General features: G+C 71.0%; 22 protein-coding genes, 1 tRNA gene and 1 riboswitch. Of the genes, 12 read left to right on the top strand and 11 right to left on the bottom strand.

All coding sequences use genetic code 11. The annotated features are described in order from the left end of the window. Nucleotides 1-134 precede the first annotated feature (134 nt). Both DWB68_RS12150 and DWB68_RS16290 read left to right on the top strand, forming a co-directional pair. Nucleotides 135-635: a low molecular weight protein-tyrosine-phosphatase gene (locus DWB68_RS12150; protein WP_233548791.1), complete on the top strand. Its 501-nt coding sequence runs from the start codon at nt 135-137 to the stop codon at nt 633-635. Further along, a complete protein-coding gene (locus DWB68_RS16290) occupies nt 632-1,306 on the top strand; it encodes a nucleoside/nucleotide kinase family protein (RefSeq protein WP_158588304.1) in 675 nt (224 codons plus the stop codon). Before DWB68_RS12150 ends, DWB68_RS16290 begins: the two co-directional genes overlap by 4 nt. Here the strand turns inward: DWB68_RS16290 and cls are convergent. Next, entirely contained in the window at nt 1,287-2,768 is a 1,482-nt protein-coding gene (cls, locus tag DWB68_RS12135) for a cardiolipin synthase (protein ID WP_119425381.1), read from the bottom strand. The genes DWB68_RS16290 and cls overlap by 20 nt on opposite strands. A gap of 120 nt (nt 2,769-2,888) precedes the next feature. Between cls and DWB68_RS12130 the strand changes: the two genes are divergently transcribed. The 3 genes from DWB68_RS12130 to DWB68_RS12120 all read left to right on the top strand — a co-directional run bounded on the left by DWB68_RS12130 (nt 2,889) and on the right by DWB68_RS12120 (nt 4,690). Further along, on the top strand, nt 2,889-3,770 hold the full coding sequence (locus DWB68_RS12130; RefSeq protein WP_119425380.1) for an aminodeoxychorismate lyase: 882 nt from the start codon (nt 2,889-2,891) through the stop codon (nt 3,768-3,770). A gap of 94 nt (nt 3,771-3,864) precedes the next feature. After that, entirely contained in the window at nt 3,865-4,074 is a 210-nt protein-coding gene (locus tag DWB68_RS12125) for a hypothetical protein (protein WP_119425379.1), read from the top strand. 313 nt (nt 4,075-4,387) lie between these two features. After that, nucleotides 4,388-4,690 (top strand): putative quinol monooxygenase, encoded by a 303-nt coding sequence (locus DWB68_RS12120; protein WP_119425378.1) that lies wholly within the window; start codon nt 4,388-4,390, stop codon nt 4,688-4,690. A gap of 39 nt (nt 4,691-4,729) precedes the next feature. On the opposite strand, the gene DWB68_RS12115 is transcribed toward DWB68_RS12120, so the two are convergent. Genes DWB68_RS12115 through DWB68_RS12100 form a run of 3 tightly spaced genes read right to left on the bottom strand, consistent with a single transcriptional unit; the run spans nt 4,730 to nt 7,994 of the window. Then, nucleotides 4,730-5,530, bottom strand: a complete 801-nt coding sequence (locus DWB68_RS12115) for an energy-coupling factor transporter transmembrane component T family protein (protein WP_119425377.1) — start codon at nt 5,528-5,530, stop codon at nt 4,730-4,732. Next, nucleotides 5,527-7,374, bottom strand: coding sequence for an ABC transporter ATP-binding protein (locus DWB68_RS16810; protein WP_233548790.1), 1,848 nt, complete (start codon nt 7,372-7,374; stop codon nt 5,527-5,529). Before DWB68_RS16810 ends, DWB68_RS12115 begins: the two co-directional genes overlap by 4 nt. Next, the gene (locus DWB68_RS12100; RefSeq protein ID WP_119425376.1) at nt 7,374-7,994 is read right to left on the bottom strand and encodes an ECF transporter S component; all 621 of its coding nucleotides are present in this window, start codon (nt 7,992-7,994) and stop codon (nt 7,374-7,376) included. Before DWB68_RS12100 ends, DWB68_RS16810 begins: the two co-directional genes overlap by 1 nt. Nucleotides 7,995-8,061: 67 nt before the next feature. Next, nucleotides 8,062-8,181, bottom strand: a riboswitch (TPP riboswitch). Between the two features lie 163 nt (nt 8,182-8,344). On the opposite strand from DWB68_RS12100, the gene DWB68_RS12095 reads away from it, so the two are divergent. Further along, nucleotides 8,345-8,614: a DUF4235 domain-containing protein gene (locus DWB68_RS12095; RefSeq protein WP_119425375.1), complete on the top strand. Its 270-nt coding sequence runs from the start codon at nt 8,345-8,347 to the stop codon at nt 8,612-8,614. A gap of 122 nt (nt 8,615-8,736) precedes the next feature. Here the strand turns inward: DWB68_RS12095 and mnhG are convergent, their stop codons facing one another. From mnhG to DWB68_RS12065, 6 genes are read right to left on the bottom strand one after another with little or no spacing between them, the layout of a single operon-like run. Continuing rightward, nucleotides 8,737-9,150, bottom strand: coding sequence for a monovalent cation/H(+) antiporter subunit G (gene mnhG, locus DWB68_RS12090; RefSeq protein ID WP_119425391.1), 414 nt, complete (start codon nt 9,148-9,150; stop codon nt 8,737-8,739). Between the two features lie 5 nt (nt 9,151-9,155). Beyond that, nucleotides 9,156-9,422, bottom strand: a complete 267-nt coding sequence (locus tag DWB68_RS12085; RefSeq protein ID WP_119425374.1) for a monovalent cation/H+ antiporter complex subunit F — start codon at nt 9,420-9,422, stop codon at nt 9,156-9,158. Beyond that, nucleotides 9,419-10,087 (bottom strand): Na+/H+ antiporter subunit E, encoded by a 669-nt coding sequence (locus DWB68_RS12080; RefSeq protein WP_325048565.1) that lies wholly within the window; start codon nt 10,085-10,087, stop codon nt 9,419-9,421. Before DWB68_RS12080 ends, DWB68_RS12085 begins: the two co-directional genes overlap by 4 nt. Further along, on the bottom strand, nt 10,084-11,688 hold the full coding sequence (locus DWB68_RS12075; protein WP_199700445.1) for a Na+/H+ antiporter subunit D: 1,605 nt from the start codon (nt 11,686-11,688) through the stop codon (nt 10,084-10,086). Before DWB68_RS12075 ends, DWB68_RS12080 begins: the two co-directional genes overlap by 4 nt. A 35-nt stretch (nt 11,689-11,723) precedes the next feature. Further along, a complete protein-coding gene (locus DWB68_RS16435; protein WP_199700443.1) occupies nt 11,724-12,362 on the bottom strand; it encodes a Na(+)/H(+) antiporter subunit C in 639 nt (212 codons plus the stop codon). Continuing rightward, entirely contained in the window at nt 12,359-15,328 is a 2,970-nt protein-coding gene (locus tag DWB68_RS12065) for a Na+/H+ antiporter subunit A (RefSeq protein ID WP_119425373.1), read from the bottom strand. Before DWB68_RS12065 ends, DWB68_RS16435 begins: the two co-directional genes overlap by 4 nt. Before the next feature lie 154 nt (nt 15,329-15,482). On the opposite strand from DWB68_RS12065, the gene DWB68_RS12060 reads away from it, so the two are divergent. Next, nucleotides 15,483-16,820 carry an MFS transporter gene (locus DWB68_RS12060; RefSeq protein ID WP_119425372.1) on the top strand — a complete coding sequence of 446 codons (1,338 nt, stop codon included), beginning with the start codon at nt 15,483-15,485 and terminating at the stop codon, nt 16,818-16,820. Nucleotides 16,821-16,973: 153 nt separating this feature from the next. Here DWB68_RS12060 and dcd read toward each other — a convergent pair whose 3' ends face one another. Further along, the gene (gene dcd, locus DWB68_RS12055) at nt 16,974-17,555 is read right to left on the bottom strand and encodes a dCTP deaminase (RefSeq protein ID WP_119425371.1); all 582 of its coding nucleotides are present in this window, start codon (nt 17,553-17,555) and stop codon (nt 16,974-16,976) included. A gap of 53 nt (nt 17,556-17,608) precedes the next feature. On the opposite strand from dcd, the gene DWB68_RS12050 reads away from it, so the two are divergent. From DWB68_RS12050 to DWB68_RS12030, 5 genes are all read left to right on the top strand, one after another. Then, nucleotides 17,609-18,343, top strand: coding sequence for a M15 family metallopeptidase (locus DWB68_RS12050; protein WP_119425370.1), 735 nt, complete (start codon nt 17,609-17,611; stop codon nt 18,341-18,343). Between the two features lie 147 nt (nt 18,344-18,490). Beyond that, the gene (locus DWB68_RS12045; protein ID WP_147391672.1) at nt 18,491-19,333 is read left to right on the top strand and encodes a M15 family metallopeptidase; all 843 of its coding nucleotides are present in this window, start codon (nt 18,491-18,493) and stop codon (nt 19,331-19,333) included. A 190-nt stretch (nt 19,334-19,523) separates the two neighbouring features. Beyond that, the gene (locus DWB68_RS12040) at nt 19,524-19,940 is read left to right on the top strand and encodes an SseB family protein (RefSeq protein ID WP_119425368.1); all 417 of its coding nucleotides are present in this window, start codon (nt 19,524-19,526) and stop codon (nt 19,938-19,940) included. Nucleotides 19,941-20,053: 113 nt separating this feature from the next. Then, nucleotides 20,054-20,127 (top strand) — tRNA-Gly (locus tag DWB68_RS12035). 112 nt (nt 20,128-20,239) lie between these two features. Next, nucleotides 20,240-21,166, top strand: a complete 927-nt coding sequence (locus DWB68_RS12030) for an AEC family transporter (protein ID WP_119425367.1) — start codon at nt 20,240-20,242, stop codon at nt 21,164-21,166. Nucleotides 21,167-21,245 lie beyond the last annotated feature (79 nt).

Below are 21,245 nucleotides of genomic sequence, written 5' to 3'. Positions count from 1 at the left end.
GGGGCATGAAGACCTCCGTGGTGAGAGCTGGTTCCTAGATAGCTCCACACCTCACCCGGAGGTCTTCCTCATGTCACGCCGCCCCGCCGAAGACGTACCTAACCTGCCGGGGCAATGCAGCTAGGCTCGGATCCGTGTACCGCATCATGACCGTCTGCACGGGCAACATCTGCCGCTCCCCGCTCGCCGAGTACGTGCTCCGCGAGGCCCTCGCCGACGCCGGCCTGGGCGATCGCGTCCTCGTGGAGAGCGGCGGCATCTCCGACGAGGAGCACGGCCGCCCCATGGACCGCCGCGCCCTGGCCGAGCTGCGCGGCCTCGGCATCGACGGCTCGGCGCACCGCGCGCGCGAGCTGCCGAGCGACGCGTGGGAGAGCACCGACCTCTTCCTCGCCGCCGACCTCAACCACCTGCGCTTCCTGCGCCGCCACGCGCCCACGCCGGAACACCGCGGCCGCATCCGCCTCCTGCGCTCCTTCGACCCCGCCTCCGCCGCCCTCCCCGAGGAGCGCCAGGGCATGGCCGACCCCTGGTACGGCGACGAATCCGACTTCGTCATCACGCGCGTTCAGGTGCTCGCGAGCGTCCCCGGTGTGGTCGAGTTTGTGCGCGCCGAGCTCGGCGCGCGGGCGTGAATCCAGTGCACGACGGCGGCCGGGCGGTTTTCGCCGCCGGCTCGCCTGAGGCTGGGCTTGGCTTGGGCGCCGGGGCTGGCTCGGGCGCAAAGCTTGGGCCGGGAGCGGGGCGCCCGCTGCTGCTCGGGATCGACGGCCGCTCCGGCGCGGGCAAGACCTCCATCGCGGCACGCCTCTCCGAGGCGCTCACCACGGACGGCGCCGACGTTGAACTCTTCCACCTCGAGGACCTCTACCCCGGCTGGCAGGGGCTGGCCGCGGGCGTCGAGGCCTACGTCCGCGACGTCTTGACGCCCCTGCGCGCCGGCGACACCGCGCGCTGGCGGACCTGGGACTGGACCACCGACTCCCCCGGTGCCGAGCGCGTGACGCGCCCGGCCGCCGTCGTGCTCTGTGAAGGGGTGGGCGCCGGCGTGCCCGCCGCCCGCGGCCTCCTTGACGCGTGCCTCACGATCGAGGCGCCATCGGAGCTGCGCAAGGAGCGCGCCCTGGCGCGCGACGGCGAGACCTACCGGCCGTTCTGGGACGTGTGGGCGGCTCAGGAGGAGACGCTGCCCGCCGCGGCCGACCGCCCCGGCGTCGACCTCACGCTGGACGCCCGCGACCCGGCCGCCGCCGAACGGGCCCTCAGCTGGGCCCGCACCGCCATCGCTACTGCAGCACGGCGGTGAGGCGGCCGACGTTGTCGAGCCAGCGCTGACCGGCCGAGCGCTCGTTCCACTGCTCCAGGGTGAGGAGCGTTGACTCGGCCTCGTAGAGGTCCATAACGGAGTTCAGCTCGCGGACGGAGCGATCGCCCAGGAGCATCGTGGTGATCTCGGCGTTGAGGCTGAAGGAGCGCATGTCGAAGTTGGAGGAGCCGAAGACGGCGACCTCGTTGTCGATCGTGACGCACTTGGTGTGCAGCACCATGGGCGCGCGGTAGCGGAAGATGCGCACGCCGGCCTCGAGGAGCGCCTGGTAGTAGGACTGCTGGGCGTGGTTGGTCAGCGCGTGATCGCCCGCCTCGCAGACGTAGAGGTCAACGCGGACGCCGCGCTGGGCGGCCGTGGTGATGGCGTAGAGCAGCGAGTCGTCCGGGACGAAGTAGGGGCTCGTCATGCGGACCACGCTCTGGGCCGAGTAGAGCAGCGTGTTGAAGAGGCGGAGGTTGTTTTCCTCCGGGAAGCCGGGGCCCGACGGGACCACCTGGCCCGTGACGGTGCCGGGCTTGTCGCGGTCGTCGCCCTCGAGCTGGTCGAAGATGCCCTCGTGGGACTCGAGGTTCCAGTCGGTCGCGAAGACCACGTCGAGGTGGTCGACGAGCGGGCCCTCCACGCGGGCGAGGATCTCCACCCACTCCCGGCCGAGCTCGTGGCTCTTCTTGCGCTTGTAGCCGGGCTCGATGAGGTTGAGCGAGCCGGTGAAGGCGACCCGGCCGTCCACGACCACGATCTTGCGGTGGTTGCGCAGGTCGGGGCGGCGCCAGCGCCACTGGAACGGGGCCAGCGGGAGCATGCGGTACCACTCGATGCCGCCGTCGGTGAGGCGGCGCTTGAGCTCCTTGTAGCCCTTCACACGCCAGGAGCCGAGCTGGTCGTAGAGGAAACGGACCTTCACGCCGCGGGCCACCGCGCGCTCCATGGCGGAAAGGACGGGGCCCACGTACTCCGGGTCGTCGCCCACGATGTAGAACTGCACGTGCGCGTAGTCGCGGGCGCGATCGATCTCGTCCGCGACGGCCTGGAGAGAGTCCTTGTAGTCCGTATAGAACTGCAGGTGGTTGCCGCTCACGGGCGGGAAGGCGCCGAGCTCGTGGTTCAGGTGGACCGCCGAGTGCACCCAGGTGGGGTGGCCGGAGGGCAGGGCGTTGCGCGGGCGCTCGGTGCGCGTCACGGCGAGGATCTGCTCGTTGATGGTGAGCTGGCGCTTGCGGCGGCGCGAGTTGAGCTTGTTGGAGCCAAAGAGCAGGAAGATGACCAGGCCCACGTAGGGGATGAAGAAGATGGTCATGAGCCAAGCCATGGCCGTGGTGGGGCGGCGGTTGCCGGGGACGATACCGAGCATGAGCACGCGGATGCCGATGTCCACCACCAGGATCACGACGGCGATCCAGGTGGGCCAGTCGTCGATGAGACCGGTCCAGCTGATCATGCTTCCTCCCCCTTCCGCCTGCCCGTGGCCCGGGGACGGGCCCGCGACGACGCTTGCCGGCGGGCGCACCAAAGACGACTCCGCCGCTTGAAGTCTAGCCAGGCGCTGTAGCGTGGGGGCATGAGCGTCGCCGTGTTCCTGACCCCCCAGCACCCCGACGGCGTGGAGGTTGACCCCACCCGTCCGCAGCTGCTCGTGACCGACCAGGCCGCCACGCGCGGCGACGGCGTGTTCGAGACGCTGCTCTTCCGGCATGGCCGCATCCGCGAGGAGGAGGCGCACCTGCGCCGCCTCGCCGGTTCGGCTTTGGCCTTAGACCTGGAGCTCCCGGAGGCCTCGCACTGGCGGGCCGCCATGCAGCTGGCGCTGGGACGTTTCCACGAGGGCGCTGGCGAGGGCGCCGAGGCGAGCATCCGCCTGACCGCGTCCCGCGGCGTGCCGAGCGAGGGCGGGACCTTCTGGGTGTTGGTGTCCGGGGTGTCGCGTTCCGCCGCGACGTCTCATGGGCCGGAGGATGGCCTGCGCGTGGTGCTGCTTGATCGCGGCTACGACGCTGCGGCCGCCGACCGCGCGCCCTGGCTCCTGGCCGGCGCCAAGACCCTGTCCTACGCCATCAACATGGCAGCGCAGCGCTGGGCGCAAGCCCACGACGCCGATGACGCGATCTTCGTGACCTCCGACGGGCGCGTGCTGGAGGGGCCGACCTCCTCCGTCCTGATCGCCCGCCGGACCGACGCCGGCGTCACGCTGCTGACGCCCGAGCTGGAGACCGGCATCCTGGCCGGCACCACGCAGGCGGCCGCGTTCGAGGTGGCCGGCGAGGCGGGCTGGTCGCTCGGATACGGGCCGCTGACGCCGGCAGATCTTCTTGCGGCCGACGGCGTGTGGCTGGTTTCCTCGGTCCGTTTGGCCGCCGCCGTGACCTCCATCGATGGGGTCTCCGTGCCGTGCGATCCCGAGCTGCACCGCGTGCTCGTGGAGGGGCTCGACGCCGCGCTGTAGGCGGTTGCTGCTGGTGGTTCGCTGGCTTTTGGCTGGGCCGGTTGTGGGCAACCCGCGGGGTGTTGTTGTCGTGGGCCGGTCATAACCTAGGCGCATGACCTCTTCGCTGAAGATCGAGTGCGTGGGCGGGCTCTGGGACGGCCGCATCCTGGACATCGCCGTTGACGAGTTCGGGCGGCTCCCCGCCGTCCTGCTCGACGACGGCGGGAAGCCCTACTACTCGTTGCTCTTCGACGAGTGCCGGATCCTGGCTGGGAATGCTCACGAGTACACCGGTGCGAGGTACGTGCCGGCGTCCGCGTAGGCACGCGCCTTGGTCGCGTCTCGCGGCGCCTGAGAACAGGCTGCCGCGTCCGGGGCCGCTTCCGTGTCGGGCTCCAACGCGTGCCCGATCCCGATTGGCGTCGAGTTGAGAATCCGTGGCGACACCGTTTCGGGCCACTTTCGGTCCACGACCACTTTTTGGGCCAGCGTTTCGGGCCTCTCGGGCTCGGCGTATCGCTCGCGTGACCCACATGGCCCGGAAACGGTCGGTTTCGGACCAATTTGGTGGGCGGGTTCTGCGTTCCGACCCTGACTACTGGTTCGGCGCCCGAGGCCCCTCGTATGGTGACCGCATGACCTTTGCGAATGTTGGCACCCTCGGAACGAAGCCCGGCAAGCGAGACGAGGTGGTCGCCATCCTGACTCGCCGGAACCCGCAGCTCGAAAGCGCCGGGTGCCTGCTCTACGAAGTCGGCACCAACGACGATGAGCCCGATACCGTGTTCGTCGCCGAGCTGTGGACCTCAGCGGAAGCTCATCAAGCATCGTTGTCGCTCGACACCGTGCGCGAGGCCATAGCTGAGGCGATGCCGTTGCTCTCAGGACAGATGGGCGGCGATCGCTTCACGGTCGCCGGATCGCCGCTACGCGGCTGAGACGTCCCGGCGCCCGGACCCCAACTCAACCGGATCGGCCTAGGACCACACCACATTCCAAGCGCCAACGCCCACGGACAGCACCACGGCCAGCGCGGCAACCGCGCCACCCGACGCCACCAGCACAGCATCACCCCACGTGAAACGCACCGGCCGGGCCCACGAGCGCGACCGACCGCCGAAGCCCTTCGCGTCCATCGTCACCGCCAGCCGGGTGCCGCGGCGCAGGGCCTGCACCAGGAAGCCGAACGCCGTCGAGAACACGTGCGCCCCGCCCAGGCCGCGGGCCCGGCGCGCGGCCGACATCACCCGCCATTCCTCCGTCAGCACTCCCCCGAGCCGCAAGGCGCCCAGCGCCCCCAGCACGAACCGCGCCGGCAGCCGCGCGCCCACGGCGAGCGCATCCGCCAGCCGCGTCGCGTCCACCGAGCCGAACAGCACCACGGTCGGCAGCGCCATCGCCAGGCCACGCGTCGCCACCAGCAGGCCCGAGCCCAGCGACCCCGCCGACACCGTGTACGGCCCCACGGAGAAGAGCTGTGCCCCGGAATCCGGCGCGATGATCGCCGTCCCCCACACCGTCAGCAGCCCGCCGAACAGCAGCGCGCCGGCGAACAGCGCCACCCGCTGGGGCGGCACGGACGAGAAGGGCAGCGCCAGGAGCGCGGCTCCCAGCACGACGGCGGAGCTCACCGCATCCAGCGACGCCACGATGGGCACGGCCATCAGGAGCGCGGCGCCCAGCACGGCCAGCGGGTTGCGGCGGGCCAGCCACGCGCGGCGCGGCAGGGCCGGCGCCGCATCGGCCGGCATCGTCAGGGCCACGCGGGGCGCGCTCATGCCGCCACCTCCGCTTCCACAGGGCCCGACGACGCGGCCGCGCCCTCGGCGCGCGCCTCGCCTTCGCCGCTGGGAGCGTCAGCGCCGCGCACCACGGCGCGCCCACCGGCCACGTCCACGATCCGCGCATCCAACGCGCGGACGAAGTCCTCGTCGTGCGTCACGGCCAGCACGGCGGTCCCGCGCTCGAGCTCCTCGCGCAGCAGCTCCACGAGCGCGGCCCACGTCAGCGCGTCCTGCCCGAATGTCGGCTCGTCCAGCACGAGCACCCCCGGCCGCGTGGCCAGGGCCGTGCCCACGGACAGGCGGCGCTTCTGCCCGCCCGAGAGTTGATAGGGGTTGGCGTCCGCCACGTGCTCGAGGCGCAGGCGGGACAGCAGCTCCTCCACGCGTGCGGCGATCTCCTCGGCCCCAAGGCCCACGCGCTTGGGCCCAAACTCCAGCTCGGCGCGCACGGTGCGCGCCACAAATTGGTGCTCTGGATCCTGGAAGACCATGCCGATCCGGCTCACGAGCTCGCGCGCACTCCAGCGCCCGGGTTCCTCACCGCGGGCACCGGCGGCCAGCGCGGGGGACGCGACCGTGGTCCCGCTCAGCGGCGCCTGCAGCCCGGCCAGCGTGAGCGCCAGCGTCGACTTGCCGGCACCGTTGGGACCCATGAGCACGGTCGCCCGGCTGGCCTCGAGATCGAGGCTCGCGCCCGACACCACGGGCGCGATCTTCGCCTTGGCCCGGGCCGAACGCGGCACGCGCACGCGCGTCACCGACGCCGCTCGCGCCCCGAGCAGCGCCTCGCCCGCCGCGGGCGCCGACCAGTCGGCGAGCGGCGGCCGCACCCCGGGCACCCACACACCGGCCGCCGCCAACGCCCCGCGCACGACGGGATCGGCCAGCAGCTCGGCGGGAGGACCCTGCACGACGACGCGTGCCCCCTCGGACGCACGGCTCACCGACGCGGCGGTCGCCCCGGCGACCGCACCGGAGGGCACGGCGTCTACGGAACCGGCACGCGCGCCGTCGTCCTCCGCGTTCGAAGGCGAGGCAGCAACGGAACCCTCGCGCGCGCCGTCGTCCTCCGCGCCGGAAGGCGCAGCGACGGCAGAACCCGGCCGGGCGGCGTCTAGCACCACAAACCGGTCCACCCCGTCAGCCCACAGGCCCAGCCGGTGCTCCACGATGAGCACCGTGGCGCCCGCTTGGCGGGCGGCGGCCAGGACCACGTCGCGGACCTCTGCCGCACCGGCCGGGTCCAGGTTGGCGGTGGGCTCGTCCAGGAGCCAGAGCCCCGGGCGCATGGCGAGCAGCCCGGCCACGGCCAGGCGTTGCTTCTGCCCGCCGGAGAGCGCGGCGGTCGGGTGGTTGAGGGGCAGGGAGGCCAGCCCCACGGCGTCGAGCGCGTGGCGCGCGCGGCCCCAGATCTCCTGGGGATCCACGTCGAGGTTCTCGGCGCCGAAGGCGACGTCGTCGCCCACGCGGCTCATGACCACCTGCGTCTCCGGGTCCTGCTGGACCAGGCCCACGCGGCCGGCCAGGGCGCCGGGCGGGGTGGGGAACACCGCGGTGTCCCCCACCCAGAGCTGGCCCGAGAAGACGGCGCCGCCGGGGGCCGCGTCGGGCTCGGGCTCGGGCTCAGCGGACGGCGCGGCGGCGGACTCGTCCACCGCCTCGTCTCCCAGCAGGCCGGCGAGCGCGTGCAGAAGGGTGGACTTGCCCACGCCGGAGGGGCCGGCGAGCAGCACCACCTCCCCCGGCGCGATCTCCAGCTCCAGCCCTTCGAGCACCGGCCGGGCTGCGCCCCCAAGGCGCAGCCCGAACCCGGTGGCACGCACCGCCAGCGGCTGCATCAGCCCAGCCATCCCTCGCGGTTGGCGCCGCGCGAGCGCAGCGAGGCGAGGACACCCGTGGCGGCGAGGCCGCGGGTCAGGAACCACATCACCACGCCGGTGATCAGGCCGGAGAGCGTCACGAAGCCCACGTAGGCCCACAGCCAGGAGGCCGGGTACTCGGGGTAGAACTGCATGAGGAAGGTGTCGTTGATGCCGCACGCGAAGCCGGTCAGCGCGCCGGCGGCGAGCGCCACGGGCAGGCCGAAGCGGCGGTAGCGTCCCAGCAGAGCCGAGCCGAGCTCGGCGCCCAGACCCTGCAGGGCGCCGGAGACCAGCACGGTCAGGCCGAAGCTGGAGCCGAAGAGCGCGGAGATCACGGCGGCCACGAGCTCGGCGAACAGGCCGGCGCCGGGGCGGCGGATCACGAGGGCCGCGAGGATGCCGGGGAAGAGCCACACGCCGGTCTGCAGGCCGGAGGACGGCGGGAACGCCGCCCACAGCGGATCCAGGACCTTGTAGGTCTGGTTGTACACGGCGAAGATGATGCCGCCGGCCACCGCGATCACGGCGGTGAGAACGATGTCCACGGTGCGCCAACGGGCGGCCGAGGTGGACGGTGCGAGCTGGGTGCTCGACATGAGATGCCTCCTTGAGATGCAAGGAGGGGAGGCGCCGCGCCGGTTCGCTTGGAAAGCGAGGGCACACGCGCCCGAGAACTCGACTCCCTTCGCCGGTACTAACCGGAGCAGGTTCGAGGGTCTGCGGCCTGGTGCCGCACTCTCAGCACCATGGCGTTGCCGCCCGGGTGCTCCCCTGTCGTCGTCTGACAGCCACCAAGCATAGCCCCGAGCGGCCCCGCGTGACGCCGACCACCCTTGTGGTCTGCTCACAGGCGTCCACGGCGGCTAGGCTGGCGCGTGCGGCGGCCCGTTCCGGCCGCCCGCAACAACGGCTCCACCAGCCAGCTCATCTAAGGAGTGCACCGATCGTGAAGCCCCTGGCGAAGATCCTGTCCACCGTCGTTTCCCTCGTGGCCGGCCTGATCGGCTCCAAGGTCGTCTCCCGCGTCTGGACGCAGGTCACGGGCGACGACGCCCCCTCCAAGAAGAACAAGGAGGCGCAGGCCGACCAGTCGGTCGCCCGCGTCGTCACCTTCGCCGCGATCTCCGCCGGCGTCGCGGCGCTCGCGAACGCCGCCGCCCAGCGCGGCGCCCAGCGCATCGTGGCCCGCGCGACGTCGAACCCCGAAGAGGTCTAGGGGCTCTCGCCGACGGCGCCCACCACCCAAAATCGGAGTGCCAAATGTCGTGTTTTCGGGCGAAAACACGACATTTGGCACTCCGATTTTGTAGAGGGGAAGGGCGCTGAGCGCTCGCGCGCTTAACCGCGGTGCTCGACGTCGCTCTCTGCCGGCGCGTCGTCGGACCGCCTGGCATCCTCCAACGCCTGGGCGCCCTTGACCACCTGGGCCAGGTCGTCGGCCACGAGCGTGGCCTCCTTGAGGTGCTTGGAGCGGTAGGCGGCGCGGCCCACCATGTGCGCGCTGACGGGCGCCGTCAGCAGCTGGAACACCCACACGAGCGCCAGCACCGGCACCCACACCCACTGCCCGGCGCTCAGCGCCACGGCGGCGAGCAGGCAGAAGAGGCCAAGCACCTGCGGCTTGGTCGCCGCGTGCATGCGCGAGAGCAGGTCGGGGAAGCGCAGCAGGCCGATGCCCGCGGCGAGCGACATGAGGCAGCCCACGATCAGCAGCACGGCGATCGCGATCTCCCGAATCTGATTCCAATCCACGCCGATCACCCCTGTTCCCTGGCGGCCACGGTCCTGGCCACCGTCACGGAGCCCAGGAATCCGGCGATCGCCATGATCAACACAAACACGATGTTGGAGAGGTCCTTCGTCATCGCTGCGTGCACCAGCAGCGCCGAGCCGACGATCACGAGCAGCACATCCGCAGCCAGCATCCGGTCAAGCAGGGACGGGCCGCGCATGATCCGCCAGATCGCCGCGGCGGCCGCCAGGGACAGCAGCGCGCCGCACACCCACACCACCACGGTCATCATCGCTGTGCCTCCTTGTTTTCCTGCCCGACGGCGCCCGGCTGGGTGGGCGCGGGGGCCTTCAGGTCCCAGCCGTCTGCCTTGCGGCGGGCCGCCACGAGCTCCTTTGCAACGCGCAGCTCCTCGTCGCGCAGCAGGTCGATCTCCTCGCACGTGCCCATGACAAAGATGAGCCGGCGCTCGATCTCGAGGACGTCGGCGCGGAAGCGGTCGGCGTCCTTGGCGTCCTTCACATTGAGCACGTGCAGGTAGAGCGTGCCGTGGCGCCGGTCCACGTCCAGGACCAGCGAGCCGGGGATAAGCGAGGCGACGTGGCCGATGGCCGTGATCATGAGGTCCTCACGAGTGCGCAGCGGCACCTCCACCACGGCGTTGTGGACCTTGGGTCCCTGGCGCACCGCCACCCAGAGGGTGATGAACGAGCCCTTGATGACCTGCCACACGAACCACAGCAGGAAGGACAGGGCCCGCGGGACGTCGAAGCGGCCCGAGAGCCGCACGGGCGGGAGCCTGAACGTCCTCACGATCACCACGGACAGGATGAGCCCGAAGACGAGGTTGGCCGGGGAGAAGTCCTCCCAGAGCGCGCCCCAGACCAGCACGAGCCAGACCATGAGCGGCAGCTCGATCCACGCGCGCCGCAGGGCGCGCCTCCACCGGGTCGTCACTTGGCCTCACCTCCCCGCTCGGGGGCGATCTCGTGGTGCTCGCCGAGCACCGACTCGATGTAGGGCGTGCGCTCGCGCAGGTTCTGCGCCGCGCGGTCGGAGAAGGAGAAGAGCGGCCCGGCGAACACGGTCAGGGCCAGGCCCACCGCCACGAGCGCGCCCGTGCACCACACCATGACGGGCGGGAGCACCTTCACGTCGCCGCGGTCCGAGTAGCGCGACTCCGGGAAGTCGGCCACTGCCTCGTAGGTGCGCACCGTGACGCCCTCGTTGGCGGCGGCCAGCAGCATGGGGTCGGCCTGCTCGGCGTCCTCGGCGCGGCGCCAGAAGCCGCGGTTCCACACGCGGGCCACGGCCAGCAGCGTCAGCAGGCTCGTCACCATGGAGGCGGCGACCAGCACCCAGGCCAGCCACCCGCCGTCGGCCACGCCCGCCTCCAGCAAGCCAAGCTTGCCGAGGAAGCCGGAGAATGGCGGGATGCCGGCCAGGTTCATGGCCGGGATGAAGTAGAGCACCGCCAGGACCGGCGCGAGCTTGGCGAGCGAGCCCAGCGAATCCAGGTTGGAGGAGCCGGCGCGGCGCTCGATCAGGCCCACCACGAGGAAGAGCGAGGTCTGAACCACGATGTGGTGCGCCACGTAGAAGATCGTGGCGGAGAGGCCCAGCTGCGAGTTGAGCGCGAGGCCAAAGACCATGAAGCCGATGTGGCTCGTGAGCGTGAAGGAGAGCATGCGCTTGATGTCGCTCTGCGCCACGGCGCCCAGGATGCCGACGATCATCGTCAGCAGCGCCACCCACATGAGGAGGTTGTCCAGGTCGTTGGCCGGGAAGAGCAGCGTCTCCGTGCGGACCATGGCGTAGACGCCCACCTTGGTCAGCAGGCCCGCGAACACCGCGGTGACGGGCGCCGGCGCCGTGGGGTAGGAATCGGGCAACCAGAAGGAGAGCGGGAAGACCGCGGCCTTGATGCCGAAGGCGGTGAGCAGCATGAGGTGCAGGACCGTCTGCGTGCCCTGCGGCAGCTCGCCGAGCTTGAGCGCGAGGTCGGCCAGGTTCACGGTGCCCGTGGCGCCGTAGATCATGGCGATCGCGATGAGGAAGAGCAGCGAGGAGAGCACCGAGACCACCACGTAGGTGGTGCCGGCGCGGATGCGCTCCGGGGAGCCGCCCAGCGTGAGCAGCACATAGGAGGCGGTCAGCAGGATCTCGAAGCCCACGTAGAGGTTGAAGAGGTCCCCGGCCAGGAAGGCGTTGGAGACACCTGCCACCAGGATCAGGTAGGTCGGGAAGAACACCGAGACCGGGCCGTCGGCGTCGCCGTCCGCCGTGCCCTGCGCCGTGGCGTAGATGAGCACGATGAGCGAGACGACCGAGGAGACCGCGAGCATCAGGGCGCTGAACTCGTCGACCACGAGCGAGATGCCCCACGGCGGGGCCCAGCCGCCCAGCAGTACAGCGGAGGCGCCGTGGTTCCAGACCCAGGCCAGCATGAGGGACTCGAGCGCCAGCACCACGGAGAGCGTGGTGATGGAGATGATGCGTTGCGCGCGGGCGTGCCTGCGCATCACAAACGTCAGGGCCGCCGCGAGGAACGGCAGCATCACGGCCAGGGGGGCCAGCGAGGTCAGATCGGGGATCACTTGGCTCCTCCTTCCGTGCGGTTCTTCTTGATGCCTGGGCGTTCCTCGGCCTCCGGGTCGCCGGTGTCGGCCGCCCGGGCCCGGATCGCCTGGGCGAGCGCGGAGGCGTGGGCGTCGACGGCGCGGCGGCCGGCCGCGCGCTTGGCCGCGGCCTGCGCCGGGGTGGCGCAGTCCGGGTCCACGCCGAGGCCGCCGTCGTCGTCGCTGGCGACCTCGTCCTCCGTGGCGAACTCCGTGGTCTCCTGCGGCAGCTCGGCGTCGTCCTCGGCGTCGTACGCGAGGTTCTCCGCCACGCGGCGGTCCTCGGTGTCGTCCTGGACCAGGTCCTGACGGGAGAGCCACCAGGAGCGGTAGATGATGCCGAGCATGAACGCCGTGACGGCGAAGGTGATGACGATGGCCGTCAGGATGAGGGCCTGCGGGAGCGGATCGGAGTAGTCCTCCGCCGGCGTGCCGCTCGTGACGAGCGGCGGCTTGCCCGGGCGGCCGGCGGTGGCCAGCAGCAACAGGTTGGCGCCGTTGCCGATGAGGACGATCCCGAGCAGCACGCGGGTCAGCGAGCGCTCGGTGAGCTGGTAGATGCCGGCGGCAAAGAGCACGGCCATGACCACGAGGAGCGTGACGTTGACGGTCATCCCATCGCCTCCTTGTTCAGCTCACGGACGGCTCTCGGGGCGGCGTCCCACCGCCGATCCAGTTCCGCGCCGAGGGAGGTGAGCACGTCGAGGACGAGGCCCACCACCACGAGGTACACGCCGATGTCGAAGATCGTGGACGTGACGAACTTGTGCCAGCCGAGGAACCAGAACTCCACCACGGCGGTCTGGAAGACCTGGCCGCCGAAGAAGAGCGGTGCCAGGCCGGAGAGCGCGGCGATCGCGAGGCCGGAGCCGAGCAGCGTACCGGGGCCCAGGCGGATGGACTCGAAGAGTTCAACGCGCCCGCCGGCCAGGTAGCGCAGCGTGAGCGCCATGCCCGCGAGCAGGCCGCCCGCGAAGCCGCCGCCCGGCGTGTTGTGACCGGCCAGCAGGAGGTAGATGGAGAGCAACACAAAGGTGTGGAAGAGCAGGCGCGTGACGACCTCGATGATGATCGAGCGCCGCTCCGGAGCGAGCGTGCGGCCCGCCACGAGCCAGTTGTTCTGCGGGGCTCCCTTGGCCACCTCGGTGAACACCTTTGCCACGCGCTGGCTGGCCCCGCCGGCCACGCCGCGGTCCAGGCTGCCCGCCGCAATCTGCGCCGAGCCGTCCCGCGTGGTCCGGCGCAGGCGGTCGCCGCGGCCCACCACAAAGATGAGCGAGGCGACGCCCGTCGCGGCCGCCGCGAGCACCGTGATCTCGCCGAAGGTGTCCCACGCGCGGATGTCCACGAGCGTCACGTTGACGATGTTCCTGCCGTGGCCGCCCTCGTAGGCCAGCTGCGGGAAGTTCAGGGAGACGGGCTCGGCCGTGCGCGAGGCCATGGCGATCGCTGCAATCGCGGCCATGGCCACGCCGAAGCCGATCGCCACGATGGCGCGGACCAGGCGGCGCTTGCGTCCGGTGGAAGACGGGAGCGAACTGGGCAGCACGCGCAGCGCCAGGACAAAGGCGACGAGCACGATGGTCTCGACGAGCACCTGGGTCAGCGCGAGGTCCGGGGCGCCCTGGAGCGCGAAGATCGCCGCCATACCGTAGCCCGTGATGGAAACCATGAGGATCGCCTGGAAGCGGCGGCCGGCGCGCAGCGCGCCGATCGCGCCCACGATCATGGCCACGCCGATGATCGCCTGCACGGGCGAGTCCGCCCAGACGATCTGCTCCCACGTGGGCCACGGCGTGCTCATGACCACGGCCGCGATGGTGGGCACCGCGAGCGCCGTGATGAGGATGACCATGAGGTAGTAGGAGAGCTGACCGCGCTGGATCAGGCCGGTCAGGCGCACGGCCAGCCAGTCGATCCCGGCCATGGTGTGGCGGTAGCCGCGCTCGGCGTCGAAGACGGGGAAGAGCTTGTCCTGCGCGGCGGAGACCCGCTCGCGGCCCAGGAAGAGCAGCAGGCCCACCGCGATGGTCACGCCCGTGAGCGCGAGCGGCAGGTTGAAGCCGTGCCAGAGCGCGAGGTACTCGAGGTGATCGGCACCGGGAAGCGTCTTGGCGTAGGGCGTGATGACGGCGTCCAGCGGGCCCGGGAACGGGCCGAACACCACGGTCAGCGCGGAGAGCAACACGGGGGCCGCCGCAAACTCCCAGCCCAGCGGGGCCGAGGCAGTGGGGGCCACGCCGGGCTTGGTGGCAAATGCGCCCCACACGAAGCGCGCGGCGTAGGCGAAGGTCAGGATGGAACCCACGACGACGCCGGCGGTCACCCACCCGGCCAGGGTGCCGGGCAGCTCCAGCGTCGAGGCGAGCACGGCCTCCTTGGCCACGAAGCCGAAGACCGGCGGGATGCCGGCCATGGAGGCGGCGGAGATGAGGGCGGCCGCAAAGAGCACCTTGTGGCGGCGCCACAGGCCGGAGAGCTTGTTGAGGTCGCGCGTGCCCGTGCCGTGGTCGATGATGCCCACGATGAGGAAGAGCGCCGACTTGAAGAGGCCGTGGGAGAGCATGAGCGCCAGGCCGGCCAGGGCGGCGTTGGCGGTACCGAGGCCCACCACCATGACGAGCAGGCCCAGCTGCGAGACCGTGCCGTAGGCCAGGATGAGCTTGATGTCGCTCTGGCGCAGGGCGCGCCAGCCACCCACGAGGAGGGTGAGCAGGCCGAGCGTGATGACGGTCCAGCGCCAGACCTCGGCCTCGGCAAAGCCGGGGGCCAGGCGGGCCACGAGGTACACGCCGGCCTTCACCATGGCCGCGGCGTGCAGGTAGGCGGAGACCGGGGTGGGCGCCGCCATGGCGCCGGGGAGCCAGAAGTGCAGGGGCACGAGAGCGGACTTGGAAACGGCGCCGATGAGGATCAGGACGATCGCCGCGTTCACGACCCCGCCCTGCGCCACGACCTCCGGGGCCATCGCCAGGATCGCCGTGAGGGAATACGTGCCGGCCGTGACGCCGAGCGCCACGAGCCCCACGAGCATGGCCAGTCCGCCGGCCGTGGTGACCAGGAGCGCCTGCAAGGCGGAGCGGCGCGCAAACATGCGCGAACGGGAATATCCGATGAGCAGGTACGACAGGATCGTCGTGAGCTCCCAGAAGACGAACAGGACGATGAGGTCATCGCTCGTCACGAGGCCGAACATGGCGCCGGCGAAGGCCGTCAGCTGGGCCGCGAACGGGCCGATGCTCGCGTCCTCCGACTTGAAGTACCGGGCGCAATAGGCCAGGACCAGCGCGCCCACGCCGAGGATCAGCAGGCACAGCGCAGCGGAGAGCGCATCGAGGCGGAAGACCAGTTCCACGCCGAGCGAGGGGATCCAGGAACCGCCCTCCTGCGGGGGTGCGTTCGGCTGGCCCAGGCCGGCGGTCTGCTCCGCGGCCAGCACGGCGGGCAGCTGGAAGAGCAGCCACACGAAGCCGGCGGCGGGAGCCAGGGCGAGCAGATAGAAGGCGGAGCGTCCAAACCAGCGCACGAGCAACGGCGCCAGCAGCGCCATCACGAACAGTCCGGTTAACACCATCAGCACTTCGGGGCACTCCTCACGTCGGTAAACCACGACGCAACGTCCAGGCACTCTGCGCCGTGGAGAGTCCACGCCCCGGCGGGGGAACTCCATTCTATGCGAGGTGGATTACACGTCTGTAGGAGCTGCGTTACCTTTTGCGGGATACCCTGCACCCATGACTAGCCCCGCACCGGCCCGCGCCCGGCTCAAGGTGACCCGTCCCGTCCTCGCGTGGGCCCTGTGGGACTGGGGTTCGGCGGCGGTCAACGCCGTCATGACGACCTTCGTCTTCACGGTCTACCTGACCTCCTCACTCTTCGGGAACAAGGACGCCAACACGGCGGCCCTCGCCACGGGCATGGCCATCACCGGCGTGGTCATCGCGCTCATCGCCCCGGTGCTGGGCCGACGTTCGGACGCCGGCGGCCGCCGCAAGCTCTGGCTCGCCGTGCACACTGGCGTCATCGTCGTGGCCTCCGCCGCGTGCTTCTTCGTCCGCCCGGATCACGCCTACCTCTGGATGGGCATCCTCTTCCTCTGCGTGGCGACGCTGGGCAACGAGCTGGCCAGCGTGAACTACTTCGCGATGCTCCCCCAGATCTCCACGAAGGAGACGATGGGCCGCGTCTCCGGCTTCGGCTGGGCCTTCGGCTACCTCGGCGGCATCGTGGCGCTCGCGATCGTGCTCTTCGGCTTCATCGAGCCCATCGTGGACTGGCCGGGCGCCAGCAGCGAGGACGGCCTCAACCTGCGTCTCGTGGCCCTCTTCTGCGCGGTCTGGACCGTCATCTTCTGCCTGCCCGTCTTCTTCGCCGTCCCCGAAGTCCCCGCCGCGCGTGCCGAGAAGACCTCCTGGCTGGCCTCCTACCGCGAGCTCTTCGCCCACATCGGCCGCCTCTGGCGCACCGACCGCACCACGCTCTTCTTCCTCATCTCCTCGGCCGTGTACCGCGACGGCCTCGCCGCGATCTTCACCTTCGGCGGGGTCATCGCCGGCGCGGTGTTCGGGATGAGCGCGAGCCAGGTCATCATCTTCGCGATCGCCGGCAACGTCATCGCCGCCCTCGGCGCCCTGCTGGGCGGCTGGCTGGATGACCGCGTGGGCCCGCGCACCGTGATCCTCGCGTGCCTCGTTGGCCTGCTGATCATGGGCTTCGGCGCCTTCTTCTCGCAGGGCTCGGCGGGCTTCTGGATCTTCGGCCTGGGCCTGTGCCTGCTCGTGGGCCCGGCCCAGTCCGCCTCGCGCTCGCTGCTCGCGCGCCGCACCACCCCGGAAAACGCCGGCGAGATCTTTGGCCTCTACACCACCACGGGCCGCGCCATCAGCTTCCTAGCGCCCAGCCTCTTCGCGCTCTTCACCTCGATCGCCGCCGGCGTCTCGTCCGCCGGCGAGGACGGCGGCCAGGCCACGCGCTACGGGATCCTCGGCATCATGGTGGTCCTCGCGGCCGGCCTGGTGTTCTTCCTCTTCACGCGGGAACGCACGACGGCGCCCGCCACCGAGCGCGCGTAGCGCGCCTGAGGCGCGCCCCTCCTGGGGCGACGCCGCCCGCGGGTGCCGGCCACCCGCCGTCGGGCACCGGAAACACACAACGGCCCGATCGCTTCCAGACTGCGCGAACCTTGCGGCAGTTCTGAAGCGATCGGGCCGTTCTGGTGAACCGGCTCAGCGCTCGATGATCGTGCGGTGGTAATTCAGGTGGCTGCGCGAGGCCGTGGGGCCGCGCTGGCCCTGGTAGCGGTTCTTGTTGTTGCCGGAGCCGTAAGGGTTCTCGGCCGGCGAGGACACCTGGAAGAAGCAGAGCTGGCCGATCTTGGAACCGGGCCAGAGCAGGATCGGCAGGGTCGCCATGTTGGAGAGCTCCAGCGTGACGTGGCCGGAGAAGCCCGGGTCAACGAAGCCCGCCGTGGAGTGCGTCAGCAGGCCCAGGCGGCCCAGCGAGCTCTTGCCCTCCAGGCGCGCCGCGACGTCGTCTGGCAGCGTGACCTGCTCGTAGGTGGCGCCCAGCACGAACTCGCCGGGGTGCAGCACGAACGGCTCCTCCGGGTCCACCTCCACGAGTCGCGTCAGCTCGGCCTGTTCCGTGGACGGATCGATGTGCGCATACTTGTGGTTGTCGAACAGACGGAAGAAGCGATCGAGACGCACGTCAACGCTCGAGGGCTGAATCATCGCCGGGTCGTACGGCTCCAGGCCGATGCGGCCGGAGTCCAGGTTGGCACGAATGTCGCGGTCGGAGAGAAGCACGCTCGCAACGGTACGCACCCGCCGCGCTTGCTGCCACCTCACCCAGGGGAACCATGTCATATCCGCGCCGAAGCGCCCTCGCCGCCGCCCTCGCCGGGGCGGCCCTCCTGCTGACCTCGCTGCCAGCCTCCCCCGCCGCGGCAGCGCCGCTGCGCCCGGTCGCGTCGGTCGGTGCGGCGGCAGCCGCACCTGCGCCGGTGACGACCAAGCCCGCCGTGCCCAAGCCGCTGCGGGATCCGCGCAACATCGGCGTGCTCGTGAACAAGACGCACCCGCTCAAGCCCAAGAGCTACGTGCCCAAGGGCCACGTGCGGGTGCAGGGCCAGCGCCTGCGGGCCGAGCCCGCCGCCGCGCTGAAGAAGATGATGAGGGACGCCAAGGCCTCCGGCGCTCGGCTCGTCACGGTCTCCGGCTACCGCTCCTACTCCACGCAGAAGAGCCTCTTCGCCCGCTACACCCGGGCCTATGGCGCCACGTACGCCGCGCGGATCTCGGCGCGCCCGGGCTATTCCGAACACCAGACGGGCCTCACCATGGACGTCGGCGCCGCCAGCGGCGCCTGCCGCTTGGGCGCCTGCTTGGGCAACACCAAGGCCGGGCGCTGGGTCGCGAAGAACGCGTGGAAGTACGGCTACATCGTGCGCTACCCCAAGGGCCAGGAGAAGGTCGCCGGCTACACCTACGAGCCCTGGCACCTGCGCTACGTGGGCGTGAAGATCTCCACGGCCATGAAGAAGGGGAAGATCCCCACGCTCGAGCACTACTACGGGCAGGTCAAGCGGCGCTGAGGCCCGGGGCCGTGCGGGGCCGTGTGGAGCCAGCGCGAGCCAACCACGCGGCGTCGAGCGCCCACGCGCCGAGGCTGAATACGAATCACAGCCCGGCCGTTTACACTGACCACTTGCCCCCATCCCCCTGACGAAGGTTCTCACGCCGTGCCTCTGCGGACCCGCCCCCGCCCCGTTTGGGGGCGCACGGAGCTCGGTCGACTCGTCATTGTGGTGTGCATCGTGGCGACGATGCTCTCGGTCGCCCTCGTGGCGCTGAAGTTTGGCATGCGCGATCGGGCCGAGGCGCGCGCCTCCCTGCCCGGCCCCGTGGTCAGCACCCCCGCACCGCTCCCGAACGGCGCGAAGCCCGAGGTCTCGACGACGCCCACGGCCTCCTCGACGCCTCTGCCCGGCCCGGCCCAGCGCCCGGCCCAGCGCCCGGCCAAGGCCCCCACGGCCCCCACCGATCCCGCGTCGTTCGGGGTGTTGGTCAACAAGGATCGGGCGCTGAACCCCACGAGCTACGTGCCCAAGGACCTCACCAAGGTCAACGGCGAGGAGATCCGCTCCGACGCCGGCGCCGCCCTGCGCCAGCTCATCAAGGCCGCCGACAAGGCCGGGCACCAGCTGACCCTGCGCAGCGGCTACCGCTCCGCCGCCTACCAGCAGCAGCTTCACGAACGCTACGCGGCGGAGGACGGCGAGGCCGAGGCCGATCGCAAGTCGGCCCGCCCCGGGCACTCGGAGCATCAGACGGGGCTCGGCGCCGACGTGACCTCCTCCGACCACCCCGAGCTGGATCAGGACTTCGGTTCCACCGCCGCCGGCAAGTGGATGGCGCAGCACGCCACCGAGTACGGCTTCATCGTGCGCTTCCCGCAGGGCAAGGAATCCGTCACGGGCTACATGTGGGAGCCCTGGCACCTGCGCTACCTCGGCAAGGACCTGGCCGCCGACTTCGTGGCCTCCGGGGCCGCGACGCTGGAGGAGTACTACGGGGTCGACTGACCCCGAGCCTGCCACGCTCGCGCCGGCCGGGCACCCGCCCGGAGCCCGGCGCTCCCCGCCCCGCGCCCGACGGGGGGCCGCCCGCCCGGCCCGACCGGGCGCCGTCGTGCTCTGACGCTCGCTGCGCGCGGTAGCGTGGGAGCAAGCACCGGCCCACATCGGGCCGCCCCAGCCACTCCAGAAGGACAGCATGAGCGAGAACCCGAACGCCCAGCCCGAGGACGACGCCCCCACCCCGTTCAACGATGTGGAGCGCGCCATCGTCGACGGTTCCGAGGGCCGCCTGGAGAACCGCGACGTCCTCTCCAAGATCGTGATGTCCTCGCTGTTCTTCCTGACGACGCAGGAGCCCACCGAGACCTCCCAGAACGTGGAGCCGCTCATCCTGCAGGGCCCGGACGAGAGGCCGGTCCTGGCGATCTTCACGCACCCGGCCCGCGTGGCCCAGCAGTTCATCGATTCGGCGCCGTTTGCCGTCTCCATCACGGGCGGCGAGGCCTTCAAGCAGGCCACCGGCCTGGGCGTCGCGATCAACCCCGGCCACCCCATCGGCCTGGTCCTGGACGCTGAGAACGTCGCCACGATCCGCGGGCTGCTCGCCGACTGATCCGGCCGGCCCGCCCGTCATGCTCAGGCGTGGCGGTGGGTCGATTGGACGGGGCGCCCCCCGCACGGGGTAAGGTGTTCAACGTCGGAGCGGCGTGAGCCGGGTCGACAACTGGGGCCGTAGCTCAATGGTAGAGCGCCTGCTTCCCAAGCAGGACACGCGGGTTCGATTCCCGTCGGCCCCTCCAGCTTCAAGCCCTCTCCGGGTTCCTCCGGAGGGGGCTTCGTTTTGCCCTCGGGCTTCGGCCCGGACGCCGCGGCGCCCGGCCACCCGGCGGCACCGCACGCGAGGAGTCACGCATGTTTGGGGTGATCGAGGGCTTCGCCGCGATCTGGGTGGTCATCGGCGTGGGCTACCTCGTGGGGCGCCGCGGAGTTCTGGGCCCCAACGCGCGCCCCGTCCTGAACAAGCTCACGTTCAACGTGGCCTCCCCCGCCCTGCTCTTCGTGACGCTTGCGGGCTCCGATCCCTACGCCGTGCTGGGCCCGCAGCTCTGGGTCGCCGGCATCTCGGCGTTCATCGTGCTGGCCCTGTACTGGCTCCTCACCCGCTGGTGGCTGCGCCGCTCCCCCGCCGAGCGCACCATCGGCGCCATGGCCGCCTCCACCGTGAACTCCGCGAACCTCGGCCTCCCGATCGCCACCTACGTCCTGGGCGATCCGGCCCTCGCCGCGCCCGTCATCCTCTTCCAGCTGGCCGTCTTCACGCCGCTGAACCTCTCGATGATGGACGCCGCCACGGCGCGCACGGGCGGCGGCTTCCTCGGCGTGCTCAAGGGCATCGTCACGAACCCCATGATCATCGGTTCCCTGCTGGGCCTCGCGGTCTCCCTGGCCCGCTGGGAGGTGCCAGCGATCGTCATGACGCCGCTGAACCTGCTGGCCGGGGCCTCGGTCCCCGCGATGCTTCTGGCGTTTGGCATTTCGCTGGTCGGCTCCACGCCGCTGCGCAAGGCCGCCGGCCGCCGCGCCGACGTCTGGTCGGCGACGGCGCTCAAGCTCGTCGTCCACCCGCTCATTGCGTTGGCCCTGGCCGTGTGGGTCTTCCAGCTCGAGGGTGAGCACCTCTTCGCGGCCGTTGTCCTCGCCGCGCTGCCCACGGCGCAGAACATCTTCGTCAACGCCTCGCGCTACGACGCCGGCGTCACGGTCGCAAAGGACACCGTGCTCGTCACCACGGTGCTGGGCATCCCGCTCATGTTCCTCGTCGCGGCGCTCCTGGGCTGAGCTGGCTCCACACGATTCCTGCAGTTCCACGCGGGGATTTCCGTGGAGTTGAAGGATTCGTGTGGAGTCGCCTGGGAGG

This window comes from Galactobacter valiniphilus, from assembly GCF_003575975.1.
In the GTDB taxonomy this organism is placed as follows: domain Bacteria; phylum Actinomycetota; class Actinomycetes; order Actinomycetales; family Micrococcaceae; genus Galactobacter; species Galactobacter valiniphilus.
Note: the sequence above shows the minus strand (reverse complement) of the source record. Positions and strands in the feature narration are given on the sequence as shown.

What these genes read in the sequence shown, in the direction of transcription:
- cls (WP_119425381.1), bottom strand. Translation starts at nt 2,768, where the DNA reads ATGATCAGCTGGACCGGTCTCATCGACGACTGGCCCACCTGGATCGCC.
- DWB68_RS12130 (WP_119425380.1), top strand. Translation starts at nt 2,889, where the DNA reads ATGAGCGTCGCCGTGTTCCTGACCCCCCAGCACCCCGACGGCGTGGAG.
- DWB68_RS12125 (WP_119425379.1), top strand. Translation starts at nt 3,865, where the DNA reads ATGACCTCTTCGCTGAAGATCGAGTGCGTGGGCGGGCTCTGGGACGGC.
- DWB68_RS12120 (WP_119425378.1), top strand. Translation starts at nt 4,388, where the DNA reads ATGACCTTTGCGAATGTTGGCACCCTCGGAACGAAGCCCGGCAAGCGA.
- DWB68_RS12115 (WP_119425377.1), bottom strand. Translation starts at nt 5,530, where the DNA reads ATGAGCGCGCCCCGCGTGGCCCTGACGATGCCGGCCGATGCGGCGCCG.
- DWB68_RS16810 (WP_233548790.1), bottom strand. Translation starts at nt 7,374, where the DNA reads ATGCAGCCGCTGGCGGTGCGTGCCACCGGGTTCGGGCTGCGCCTTGGG.
- DWB68_RS12100 (WP_119425376.1), bottom strand. Translation starts at nt 7,994, where the DNA reads ATGTCGAGCACCCAGCTCGCACCGTCCACCTCGGCCGCCCGTTGGCGC.
- DWB68_RS12085 (WP_119425374.1), bottom strand. Translation starts at nt 9,422, where the DNA reads ATGATGACCGTGGTGGTGTGGGTGTGCGGCGCGCTGCTGTCCCTGGCG.
- DWB68_RS12075 (WP_199700445.1), bottom strand. Translation starts at nt 11,688, where the DNA reads ATGCTGCCGTTCCTCGCGGCGGCCCTGACGTTTGTGATGCGCAGGCAC.
- DWB68_RS16435 (WP_199700443.1), bottom strand. Translation starts at nt 12,362, where the DNA reads ATGACCGTCAACGTCACGCTCCTCGTGGTCATGGCCGTGCTCTTTGCC.
- DWB68_RS12060 (WP_119425372.1), top strand. Translation starts at nt 15,483, where the DNA reads ATGACTAGCCCCGCACCGGCCCGCGCCCGGCTCAAGGTGACCCGTCCC.
- DWB68_RS12050 (WP_119425370.1), top strand. Translation starts at nt 17,609, where the DNA reads ATGTCATATCCGCGCCGAAGCGCCCTCGCCGCCGCCCTCGCCGGGGCG.
- DWB68_RS12040 (WP_119425368.1), top strand. Translation starts at nt 19,524, where the DNA reads ATGAGCGAGAACCCGAACGCCCAGCCCGAGGACGACGCCCCCACCCCG.
- DWB68_RS12030 (WP_119425367.1), top strand. Translation starts at nt 20,240, where the DNA reads ATGTTTGGGGTGATCGAGGGCTTCGCCGCGATCTGGGTGGTCATCGGC.